Origin of the sequence: Nocardia sp. CS682, from assembly GCF_004634405.1 — a bacterium.
Taxonomy (GTDB): Bacteria; Actinomycetota; Actinomycetes; order Mycobacteriales; family Mycobacteriaceae; genus Nocardia; species Nocardia ninae.
The window spans coordinates 7030312-7041360 of the sequence record NZ_CP029710.1 but is presented as its reverse complement, the minus strand read 5'-3'; the positions used below and the strand labels follow the sequence as shown (position 1 = coordinate 7041360).

General features: G+C 66.5%; 9 protein-coding genes. 7 read left to right on the top strand and 2 right to left on the bottom strand.

The window, feature by feature from the left end:
- The first annotated feature begins 12 nt into the window (after window positions 1-12).
- From DMB37_RS31865 to DMB37_RS31845, 5 genes are all read left to right on the top strand, one after another.
- On the top strand, window positions 13-741 hold the full coding sequence (locus DMB37_RS31865) for a 1-acyl-sn-glycerol-3-phosphate acyltransferase (protein ID WP_135237938.1): 729 nt from the start codon (window positions 13-15) through the stop codon (window positions 739-741).
- 1029 nt (window positions 742-1770) lie between these two features.
- Window positions 1771-2148, top strand: coding sequence for a VOC family protein (locus DMB37_RS31860; RefSeq protein ID WP_107655108.1), 378 nt, complete (start codon window positions 1771-1773; stop codon window positions 2146-2148).
- Between the two features lie 300 nt (window positions 2149-2448).
- Window positions 2449-4014 (top strand): alkaline phosphatase, encoded by a 1566-nt coding sequence (locus DMB37_RS31855; protein WP_135235835.1) that lies wholly within the window; start codon window positions 2449-2451, stop codon window positions 4012-4014.
- A gap of 51 nt (window positions 4015-4065) precedes the next feature.
- Window positions 4066-5343, top strand: coding sequence for an FAD-binding oxidoreductase (locus DMB37_RS31850; protein ID WP_135235834.1), 1278 nt, complete (start codon window positions 4066-4068; stop codon window positions 5341-5343).
- 559 nt (window positions 5344-5902) lie between these two features.
- Window positions 5903-6715: an SDR family NAD(P)-dependent oxidoreductase gene (locus DMB37_RS31845; protein ID WP_135235833.1), complete on the top strand. Its 813-nt coding sequence runs from the start codon at window positions 5903-5905 to the stop codon at window positions 6713-6715.
- 193 nt (window positions 6716-6908) lie between these two features.
- Here DMB37_RS31845 and DMB37_RS31840 read toward each other — a convergent pair whose 3' ends face one another.
- Complete coding sequence (locus DMB37_RS31840; protein ID WP_107655104.1) at window positions 6909-7325, bottom strand: cytochrome c oxidase subunit 4; 417 nt, start codon at window positions 7323-7325, stop codon at window positions 6909-6911.
- Window positions 7326-7334: 9 nt separating this feature from the next.
- The gene (locus DMB37_RS31835; protein WP_107660189.1) at window positions 7335-8420 is read right to left on the bottom strand and encodes a cytochrome c oxidase subunit II; all 1086 of its coding nucleotides are present in this window, start codon (window positions 8418-8420) and stop codon (window positions 7335-7337) included.
- Window positions 8421-8889: 469 nt separating this feature from the next.
- On the opposite strand from DMB37_RS31835, the gene asnB reads away from it, so the two are divergent.
- Both asnB and DMB37_RS40770 read left to right on the top strand, forming a co-directional pair.
- Window positions 8890-10833 carry an asparagine synthase (glutamine-hydrolyzing) gene (asnB, locus tag DMB37_RS31830; protein WP_135235832.1) on the top strand — a complete coding sequence of 648 codons (1944 nt, stop codon included), beginning with the start codon at window positions 8890-8892 and terminating at the stop codon, window positions 10831-10833.
- 49 nt (window positions 10834-10882) lie between these two features.
- Entirely contained in the window at window positions 10883-11029 is a 147-nt protein-coding gene (locus tag DMB37_RS40770; protein WP_167769002.1) for a hypothetical protein, read from the top strand.
- Window positions 11030-11049: the final 20 nt, after the last annotated feature.

The window sequence follows — 11049 nt, the reverse complement described above, 5'->3', positions numbered from 1 at the left end:
GGGAAGGACGTCATGTTCTACTGGCTGCTGAAGTACGCGCTGCTGGGGCCGTTCATGCATCTCTACAACAGGCCGACGGTCGAGGGCGTAGAGAACATTCCGGCGGACGGACCGGCGATCATGGCGGGTAACCATCTCTCCTTCGCGGACTGGCTGTTCGCTCCGCTGATGAGTCCCCGCCGCATCAACTATCTGGCCAAGGCCGAGTATTTCAACACCCCCGGCATCAAGGGTGCCTTCCAGAAGTGGTTCTTCACCACCACCGGACAGTTCCCGATCGACCGCACCGGCGCCGACGCGGCCGAGGACGCGCTGAACGCCGCCCGCAAGCTGCTCGACCAGGGTCGCCTCGTCGGCCTGTACCCGGAGGGCACCCGCTCCCCCGACGGCCGCCTGTACAAGGGCAAGACCGGTCTGGCCCGCCTCGCGCTGGAGACCGGCGTCCCGGTCATCCCGGTCGCCGTCATCGGCACCGACCAGGTGAGCCCGCCCGGACCCTTCCGCTGGCGTCGCCGCAAGGTCACCGTCAAGTTCGGCACCCCCATCGACTTCTCCCGCTACGAAGGCATGGGCGGCAACCGCTTCGTCGAGCGCGCCGTCACCGACGAGGTCATGTACGAGCTCATGCAACTCGGCGGCCAGGAATACGTGGACGTCTACGCCGCCAGCCTCAAGAAGAACGTTCCCAGTGGCAGCCCCCGCGAGGAAGCAACCCGCATCCCGCACACCGCCGCCAGCTGAGCTTCATCACCCAGCCGTAACCCGCCGACCAGCAGAACGCTGGTCGGCGGAGCTGTCTGTGCGCACTCCACCGCCCGTCGAGCAGAACGGCTCGCTGAGGGTCTCTCGGAAACCAGCGCCGTCGCCGTCCGGACCTACGGCTTGGCGAGTACTGCGGTCGTGAGATGGGGGGCGTAGTCGACTATTTCGGCGCGGGTGGCGGAGATTCGACCGGTGAGCCAGTCGATGGAAGAGGGAGACGAGGGCGCCGGACGAGCACATCCACCGTCATCGATCCCTGCGACGTACTAAGCCGCCAATGCCCGCGACCGTCATCCCAACTGGCTTCGTGTCATAGCGAATATGCCGCAGCACACCGAATTTCACTGCCCCGTGCGCAGATAGTCGAGAATCTCCGGCTGCGTGCCAGGAGTCCCTGATTACATCAGAATCAGATCATTCCCTAGGGTCTCGATAAGTCAAGGATCAAATCGGAGCAGCGACGCTCCGGCCCACTTGACGGTCCCGATAGGGGGCCGGTTCTGTCGCGTTGCGGACGTGCGACGGAGCGATTCATTCACTCAGAACCAGCCCGAGTTGGCGATGTCACGACAATGACCGCCACGAGAAGTTCGGTCGATCCGTTGGTGCAGAATTCAACGACGCACACAGCAGCCGTGCCTCGCGTCGAACCGGACCTCCTGGCGACCCAGTTTTCGCCGGTGGCGCAATACATTTTCCCGGCAGGCGCGAAGTTCACAACACCTACGCCCCCTGGCAATACGCGTGCACGACAAGCTTCCCCGGCAAGCACCGCACGTGTCGCCCATCATGTGGGGAGCATTGCCAATCAGCCACCGGCACAACGCTCCCCGACCGTATCTACTCGGCATTACTCGGCTCCCGAGTAGGGGTACGACCAAAGAAAACTCGAATAGTCTTCTGCGCCAACTAAAACCGACCCGCCCCACCCATTAAACTCGCGATCGGAACCGCCAACCGATCCACGACCTCGCCACGCAGCGGGTCGACGAACTGCAGGGGGAAGCTGTGACCGCGACAGCCAAGTTCGGTGCCATCTCGCTCGACAGTAAGGATCCGCGCGGACTGGGGCTGTTCTACCGGCAGCTGCTCGGTCTCGAGCTCGAGTACGAATCCGATGAACTGGTTGTGCTCCAGGGCGATGGCGTCACACTGACGATCGAGCGAGTAGACGACCACATCCCGCCGGACTGGCCCGGCAACCGAGTCCCCAAACAGATGCACCTCGACCTCTTCGTCACCGCACTCGACAGCGCCGAACAGGCCGCAATCGCGCTCGGTGCATCAAAACCGGACCCGCAACCCGAACCCGACCGCTGGCGAGTCCTGCTCGATCCGTCCGGCCACCCCTTCTGCCTGACCGTCCCGGCCATACCCATCGGGTAGCTCCCCGAACATCCGGTATGGCAGGGCAACACGGCTGCGGCATGGTCTACAGCTGCGGCGTGACCATGGCTGCGACTCCGACTGAAAGCGTGAGCGGTACATGACAGCGACGAGATTCCCTCAACGGTGTGTCACCCACCGACAGGTGTGCGGGACACCCGTCCTGCCCGGACACTTTCCCCACCCAACCGCGGAAATTCCCGCTGACCGGCCCGAAACTGTCCGCGCAGGCCGCCCAGTTACCCCACCGGACCGGACCCGTTCACATTGCGTTGAGATAGCTGGTCCAGGGTGATCCCCATGAATGGTTCGACCCAAGGCTTCTCCCGCCGCACCCTGCTGCGCACCTCCGCACTCGGCCTCGTGGCCGCCCCCGCGCTGGCCGCGTGCTCGTCGAACGACGGACCCGGCCTGGTCCGGCATCGCCCGGTGCTGACGCACGGTGTCGCGGTGGGTGACCCGCGCAGCGACGGCGCGCTGATCTGGGCCCGTTCCGACCGGCCCGCGAAGCTGATCGTGGAGACCGCCTCGACCGAATCGTTCGCCAACGCCAAGCGATTCACCGGACCGTTGCTCACCCCGGATTCCGATGGCACCGGCCGGGTGCGGGTCAACGGCCTCCCCGCAGGCGAGCAAGTGCACTACCGGGTCACCCTGGAGGGCGACGACGGCGGCACCTCCGAACCGATTACCGGCGTGTTCCGCACCGTCCCCACCGGCGCGGCCGACATCAAGCTGCAGTGGTCCGGAGACGTCGTCGGCCAGGGGTTCGGCATCAACCCCGACCTCGGCGGCATGAAGATCTTCGCCACCATGGCCGCCCGCGACCCGCACCTGTTCATCCACTCGGGCGATTGCATCTACGCGGACAATCCCATCAAGGAATCCGTGACACTCCCCGACGGGCGAATCTGGCGCAACATCGTGACCGAGGCGAAAAGCGCTCCCGCACAGACTCTTCAGCAGTTCCGCGGCAACTACGCCTACAACCTGACCGACCAGAACTACCTGCGCTTCAACTCCGCTGTCGCACAGGTGGTGCAGTGGGACGACCACGAGACGGTCAACAACTGGTACCCGGGCGGCCTCGTCCCGGCGGCCAAGGACTACACCGAGCGCAGCATGGATACCCTGGCCACCCGCGGCTGGCAGGCGTTCCACGAGTGGATGCCGGTGGAGCCCAGGGAAGCGGTGGACGGCCGCCTGTACCGCAAGATCTCCTACGGCCCGCTGCTGGACGTCTTCGTGCTGGACATGCGCACCTACAAGGACGCCAACGACGCGAACAACGGTGCCGAGGGCCGCATCTTCGGTCCGGAACAAACGAAGTGGCTGATCGAGGGCCTGCGCGATTCGCAGGCGACCTGGAAGATCGTCGCCAATGACCTACCGCTCGGTCTGGTCGTCAAGGACGGTGAACAGAAGGACACGGTCGCGTTCGAGGGTCCGGCCAACGGCGATCCCGGCGCGCCGTCCGGCCGGGAAACCGAGATCGCCCAGGTGCTCTCGGCGATCAAGGCGAACAGGGTGACCGACGTGGTCTGGTTGACCGCCGACGTGCACTACACCGCGGCACACCACTACTCCCCCGAGCGCGCGGCGTTCACCGACTTCGACGAGTTCTGGGAGTTCGTCTCCGGACCGCTCAATGCAGGTGCGTTCGGCCCGAATCCGCTGGATGCGACGTTCGGCCCGGAGGCGGTGTTCGTGCACGCCCCACCCGTGCAGAACAGTTCTCCGCTCGATGCCTTCCAGCATTTCGGTGAGGTGCGGATCGACGGCAAGTCAAGGGAACTGACGGTCGATCTGTGCGACGCGAGCGGATCCGTGCTGTTCAGCCAGCGACTGGAACCGACCGCCCGGTAGCACAGGAGATCGGGCGAGCGGCGCGGGCCGCGCTGTAGTAGCTTTCGTGCCATGAGCACGCCGCAGTTTGTCTCCGCCGAGGAATACCTACCCCGCGATACGGCGGATGTCGTTCGCACGGTTCGGGATTCACGCGGACGCGCGCAACGGCTCACCGTGCGCGGCGGCGAGCAACTCGACGACGGCCTGACGCTGCCCGCCCAGCCGACGGTGGTGTCGCTGCGCCGGATGAATCAGGTGCTCGACATCAACCTGGGGCGGCGGACGGTGCGCGTGCAGGCCGGCGCCAAGCTGTCCGACATCGACCGGCGGCTCGGCGCGCACGGGCTCGGCCTGCCGATCGTCGGCGACCATCGCGATATCACCGCGGGCGGATTCGCGTCCGTGGGCGGGGTGAGCGCGGCCTCGCACAAGTACGGCATGTTCATCGATCAGGTCGTCGATCTGGAGTACGTCGACAACGACGGACGCATCGGCACCTGCGGGCGCACCCACCACGCCGAGCGTTTCCACCGCATTCTCGGCGCGGGCGGCCGCGCGGGCATCATCACCGCGCTCACCCTCGACGTGATCGACATCGACAAGGACCGCACCTGGCTCACCACCAACGCGGACCGCTTCCTCGACTTCGACTCGTTCGTCGAACACGCCTACGCCGAGATCATGCGGCCGGGCAACGCGGCGCTGCAAGTAGGCCGGTGGGTCGACACCGCGCCGTTGAAGGTCGCGCGCCCCGGCGGTGTCGGGCATGTGCAGCTGGGCACGGTGCGTTTCGGCCAGTGGTCGACCCTGCACCCCACCGCGCCTACCCGTTCGGTGCGGGCGCGCCGTGAGGTCGGGTCGCGTGCGAGAAAGTCGCTGGGCGTCATCGCGTCCGCCGCGAGCGGTCCCGCAGGCATGCCGTTGCGCAACGCCGCCGCGGGCGCGGTGCTCTTCGCGCCGAAGGTGCAAACCCTGCGCGACGCCGAATACCTCGCCGACACCGCCCTCAGCTCCTCCGAACGCGGACCCGCCTACCGCGTCGGCATTTTCGCGCCCCTTTCGAGCTACACGTCCGTCTTCTATCGCCTGCACGACCTGTTCGCCGGCCACCGCGAACGCACCGGCTGCTTCACCGTCATCTCCGCCATGACCTACGGCGTCCGCTCCCGCTACCTGCGCGCCGAATCCGCCGCCCGCGGCCTCTCCCCCGAAGACCACGGCCTCATCACCTTCACCAGCCGCCTCCGCCCCGCCGCCCTCCCCTCAGACCTGTTGCGCGACATCGTGTCCGGGATCGACGAGATCTGCCGGTCGGAGAACGCGCTGCGGTACGAGTCGGAGGAGTAGAGGTCAGCGCACTGGGACTCGCGCGCAACGAACGCGAGTCCCAGGCTCGCGCCACCGGCACGGTTGCGTCCAGCACGCGACGTCCTCATGTCCCGCTCGGCGAGCTACCAACCGCCCACCGGGACATGGCTGCGTCAAACCGCCGGACGCGACTCCCTCATGTCCCTCGGCGAGCTACCAACCGCCCACCGGGACATGGCTGCGTCAAACCGCCGGACGCGACTCCCTCATGTCCCCCTCGATGAGCTACCAACCACCCAGCGGGACATGACAGCGGCAAACCGCCGGGCGCGACGTCCTCATGTCCCGTTCGGCGACGAGAGCTGGGCTGGTGGGTAGCTGGGGCGAGGGGCACAGCGGTGTTCGTTTGGCGGTGGGCAAGCGGAGGCGAGGTGGGCTGGGCATCCGCGCGAACGGCTCCATCAACCGGGTGGCAAACCCTATACTGTGACCGGCCGCACGTGGTCGCCGGAAGGTTGCGGCGGCAGGCGGCTTCGGCACTGTCGGCGGGGTGCCGTGCGTGTGTTCAGCCCGATCGCGTGTGAAGGTTGCTGTGCCGATGCCCGAATTTCGTGCTGCCCCGGTGGGATTCACCGATCGCAAACGCCACCGTCCGCCGGAGCGCTCGCTCGCAGGCCGGCGCGTCCTGATCACCGACGCCTGTTCGGATGTCGGCCTTGCCACTGCCCACACGCTCGCCGCCCAAGGTGCGCAACTGCTGTTGGTCGCGCGTGGCAGCGATCAGCTCATCGCGGCCTGCGACCAGATCCGCGCGAACGATGGTGACGCGCACTGGTATCGCTGCGACATTTCGGCGCTCGGCGATGTCGACGAGCTGGTCACCTGGGTGCTCAGCGAGTTCGGCGCCGTCGATGTGCTGATCAACACCGCCGGTCGCCCGGTGCGTAGACCGGTGACTCAGTCGCTACACAAGTTCCGCGACTACCAGCGCATGATGGCCGCCAACTACTTCGGTCCGCTACGCCTGACTCTCGGCCTGCTACCCGCCATGCTCCGCTCCGGCTCCGGCCACGTGATCAACGTGGGCCCGTGGAACGTGCACACCGGCGCCGCACCGAACTTCGCCTCCTACGCCAGCGCCCAAGCCGCCTGGACCACCTTCGGCCAATGCGCCGACGCCGAACTATCCCCACACGGCATCCAGGTCACCGCCGTCCACTACCCCGCCTTCCGAGCAGACCTCGACTCCACCGACGACCGCAACGAAGCCGACCGAACCGCCCACCGCATCGAATCCGCCATCCACACCAGCACCCCCCGCCCCGAACCCCGCTTCACCCGCACCCTCTACGCCCTGGCCGGCGTCGCTCCCCGCTCCACCGCCCGCCTGATGCACGCCTTCGGCATCTAGCCGTGCGTACCAGAACATTCGCCCACCCCTGCGATATCGCACAACCAAACGCCTTCGCCTCCGCTTGACGCAAGCTGCACCCACCTGCCGCCTGCCGCAACACACGTCCAGAACCCACGGGCCTACGTCAAGTCGCCCATGAAACGCCGAAAGCCCCCTCCGCAACCAGCGGAGAGGGCTTTCGTCAGATAACTCAGTGCTTTTCGGGCCCGAGGTAGTACTCGAACACGAGCCCTGCGGCGGCGATCAGCACGCAGATCACGCCGAGGCCGATCAACCAGAACTGGAAGAAGGCCAGGCCGAGGGCGGTGATGGAGCCTGCGGCGGCCAGGGTGATGGGCCAGAAGCTGCCGGGCGAGAAGAAGCCCAGGTCACCTGCGCCGTCGACGATCTCGGCGTCTTCGTAGTCTTCGGGGCGCAGGTCGAGGCGACGTGCGACGAAGCGGAAGTAGGTGCCGATGATCAGCGACAGGCCGGCGGTGAGGACGGTCGCGGTGGTACCCGCCCATTCCACGCCGGTGCGGGAGACGCCGGTGAAGTAGCCGTAGACAATCGCGACGATGATGAAGAACACCGTCAGCAGTTCGAATATCCGCGCTTCGATCTTCATATCAGTCCCTTACTTCGCCTCGGCCGCGGTCTTGGTCGTGCGCTCGGTGTTGAACGGCCGAGTCGAGGTGGCGACCGGCGATTCACCGATGGAGTCGAGCGCTTCGGCGTTGGTCTTGCCCGCTTGGCGCGCGTCCAGGTACCTGGTGAACTTCTCCGGCGACACCGCGCGGACCTCGAAGTTCATCATCGAGTGGAAGGTGCCGCACATCTCGGCGCAGCGGCCGACGAACGCGCCTTCCTTTTCGATCTTGGAGATCTGGAAGACGTTGTCCGAGTGGTTTTCCTTCGGGTTCGGCATCACGTCGCGCTTGAACAGGAACTCGGGCACCCAGAAGGCGTGCACCACGTCGGCGGCGGCGAGCTGGAACTCGATGACCTTGTTGGTCGGCAGCACCAGGACCGGCACCTCGGTGCTGGAACCGTAGGTCTCGACCTTGTCGTAGTGCAGGTAGGACAGGATGTCGTTCTCCGGCTTGCCGTGCACCGGGCCCGGCTGCGGATGACCGTCCTTGGTCCGTTCCTTGTACTCCTCGAGCTGCTCCTGGTTCGACGACTCACGCGTGGTGTCGATGCCCTCGAAGCGGTAGCCGTCCTTGAAGTTCACGTCGCGGTAGCCGAACTTCCAGTTCCACTGGAAGGCGGTCACGTCGACGGTGACGTCGGGGTCGGCCACCTTCTCGTGCACGTAGTTCTGCACGACGACGGTGAAGTAGAACAGCACCGCGATGATGACGAACGGCACCGCCGTGTAGGTCAGCTCCAGCGGCACGTTGTACCCGGTCTGCCGCGGGAACTCCGGGGAGTCCGGCTTCTTGCGGTGGAAGGCGACGGTCCAGAAGGTCAGACCCCACACCAGCACGCCCATCGCCAGGGCGGCGACGATCGACCAGGTCCACAGCTCCCGCATCCGGGTGGCCTGCGGCGTGACACCCGAGGGCCAGCCGAACCGCAGCCAAACATTGTCGATGGAGCAGCCCGAGACGAGCACCGCGGTGATCCCGAGGGACACCGCCAGCCCGGCCCGCCGAAGGATGCGGCTCTGCAGACCCTTGGCGGGTCGTGCCCCGATCTCTTCGCTCGCCTTGTGCGCCACGCTCACGCCTTCCTGGTCGCCACACATTCCGACATTTGCACCGCCTGGGCTGCGACCGCCCGGCGATACGTTCTAAGCACATGTCAGGCCGGTCTCCGGTCGAGCGCAAGCGCCGCCTGAGAATGGCCTGAGTACTACGCAGCGTAGACCAAACGGGTGCCCTCTTTGTCGTCGGGTCGCATTCGACACTCCGCCAATGGCGTGCGGGTGCGGGTGCCGATGGCGTGCGGACCCTGATCACCCTGGGATCGGTACGCAAAAGCCCTGGACAGGGTGCGCGATGCGCGCGGAGTGGGCGTGTGCGGCATACTCGGACACAACATTTCGGCCGCTGTGCTCACCGCGAGAGCAGGCCCCGGCACGTACCGGAACAACCGCTCGCGGCAGACGCTGCGCACCGCCCCCGCAAGACATCCGGACGCCGCACTTTCGGCGGCGTCCCGACCGGAGAAACGAGGTTGCCGACGCCGTGTGTGGACTGCTCGGGTTTCTGACATCTGACGAGGCAGCACCTGGCGTGGTGGAGCAGGTGTACGACGCGCTGCACTGCGTCCGGCACCGCGGCCCCGACGAACGCGGCACCTGGCACGACGATCACATGATCTTCGGCTTCAACCGGCTGTCGATCATCGATATCGAGCACTCGCACCAGCCGCTGCGCTGGGGCCCGCCGGAGAACCGGGAGCGCTACGCGCTGACCTTCAACGGCGAGATCTACAACTACATCGAGCTGCGCAAGGAACTGGCCGACGCGCACGGCGCGGAGTTCGGCGAGGACGGCATCTTCCTGACCGAGGGTGACGGCGAGGCCGTGGTCGCGGCGTTCCACTACTGGGGCCCCGAGGCGGTGCGCAAGCTGCGCGGCATGTTCGCCTTCGCGATCTGGGACACCGAGACCAAGGAACTGTTCCTGGCGCGGGACCCGTTCGGCATCAAGCCGCTGTTCCTGGCCACCGGCCCCGGCGGGACCGCGTTCGGCAGCGAGAAGAAGAGCCTGCTGGAACTGCTGCCCGCGCTCGAGCTGACCGACGCGCTGGATCCGCGCGCGCTGGAGCACTACACCGTGCTGCAGTACGTGCCGGAGGCAGAGACGCTGCACAAGGACGTCCGGCGGCTGGAATCCGGCAGCTACGCGACGGTGCGACCGGGCGCGGCGCCGAAGGCCACCCGGTACTTCCATCCCCAGTTCACGGTGCGCCCGTTCGCGCCGGGCTCGGCGGCCGCGCGTTACCGCGAAATCGCCGAGGCGATGGAGGATTCGGTCGCCAAGCATATGCGCGCGGACGTCACCGTCGGCTCGTTCCTGTCCGGCGGTATCGACTCCACCGCGGTCGCCGCGCTGGCCATGCGGCACAACCCGAAGCTGATCACCTTCACCAGTTGCTTCGAGCGCGAAGGCTATTCGGAGGCCGACGTCGCCGCCGAGACCGCCGCCGCGATCGGCGCCAAGCACGTGATCAAGACCGTCTCCCCCGCCGAGTTCGCCGCCGCGATTCCCGAAATCGTCTGGTACCTCGACGATCCCGTGGCCGACCCGGCGCTGGTGCCGCTGTACTTCGTGGCGAAAGAAGCGCGCAAGCACGTCAAGGTGGTGCTGTCCGGCGAGGGCGCCGACGAGCTGTTCGGCGGGTACACGATCTACCGGGAGCCGTTGTCGCTCAAGCCCTTCGAGTACCTGCCCGGCGGGCTGCGCAAGCTGGCGGGCAAGCTCTCCGAGCGCATTCCGGACGGCACCCGCGGCAAGAGCCTGCTGCACCGCGGCTCACTCAGCCTGGAAGAGCGTTACTACGGCAACGCGCGCAGCTTCAGCGACGCCCAATTGCGTTCCGTGCTACGCGAATTCCGGCCCGAATGGACCCATCAGGACGTGACGGCGCCGATCTACGCGCAGTCGCGCGGCTGGGATCCGGTGGCCCGCATGCAGCACCTGGACCTGTTCACCTGGCTGCGCGGTGACATCCTGGTCAAGGCCGACAAGATGACCATGGCCAACTCGCTCGAATTGCGGGTTCCCTTCCTGGATTCCGAGGTACTGAAGGTCGCCGAGGGGCTGCCGTTCGAGCAGAAGATCACCAAGGAAACCACGAAATACGCACTGCGCCAGGCCCTCGAAGGCATCGTGCCGCCGCATGTGCTGCACCGCGCCAAGCTCGGCTTCCCGGTCCCGCTGCGGCACTGGTTGCGCGGCACCGAACTCTACGACTGGGCCCAGCAGCAGATCCTCGAATCGCAGACCGACCACCTGCTGAACAAGGCCGCGATCAGCGACATGCTCGTCGCGCACCGGGCGGGCGGCGTCGACCACAGCCGCCGTCTGTGGACGCTGCTGGTGTTCATGGTGTGGCACGGGATCTTCGTCGAGGACCGCATCAAGCCGGAGATCCAGGAGCCGGTCTACCCGGTCTCGCTGTAGTAGGCGCGAAACGCGACTGTGCCCCTCGATCGAAAGGTCGAGGGGCACAGTGCTGTTCGAGGTCGACACCACGGCTCGATCCACTCGTTGGCGCTGCGATGTCCCGTTCGTGGGCGACACCGTGCTCGCACCGTCAGCGCAAGCACGGCAGGTAGCGGAGCGTGCCGACTTCGGTTACCTGCGCAGCCTCGGCTGAGCGGTGGAACGCGATGAGCG

What these genes read in the sequence shown, in the direction of transcription:
- DMB37_RS31845 (WP_135235833.1), top strand. Translation starts at nt 5,903, where the DNA reads ATGCCCGAATTTCGTGCTGCCCCGGTGGGATTCACCGATCGCAAACGC.
- DMB37_RS31840 (WP_107655104.1), bottom strand. Translation starts at nt 7,325, where the DNA reads ATGAAGATCGAAGCGCGGATATTCGAACTGCTGACGGTGTTCTTCATC.
- DMB37_RS31855 (WP_135235835.1), top strand. Translation starts at nt 2,449, where the DNA reads ATGAATGGTTCGACCCAAGGCTTCTCCCGCCGCACCCTGCTGCGCACC.
- DMB37_RS31865 (WP_135237938.1), top strand. Translation starts at nt 13, where the DNA reads ATGTTCTACTGGCTGCTGAAGTACGCGCTGCTGGGGCCGTTCATGCAT.
- DMB37_RS31850 (WP_135235834.1), top strand. Translation starts at nt 4,066, where the DNA reads ATGAGCACGCCGCAGTTTGTCTCCGCCGAGGAATACCTACCCCGCGAT.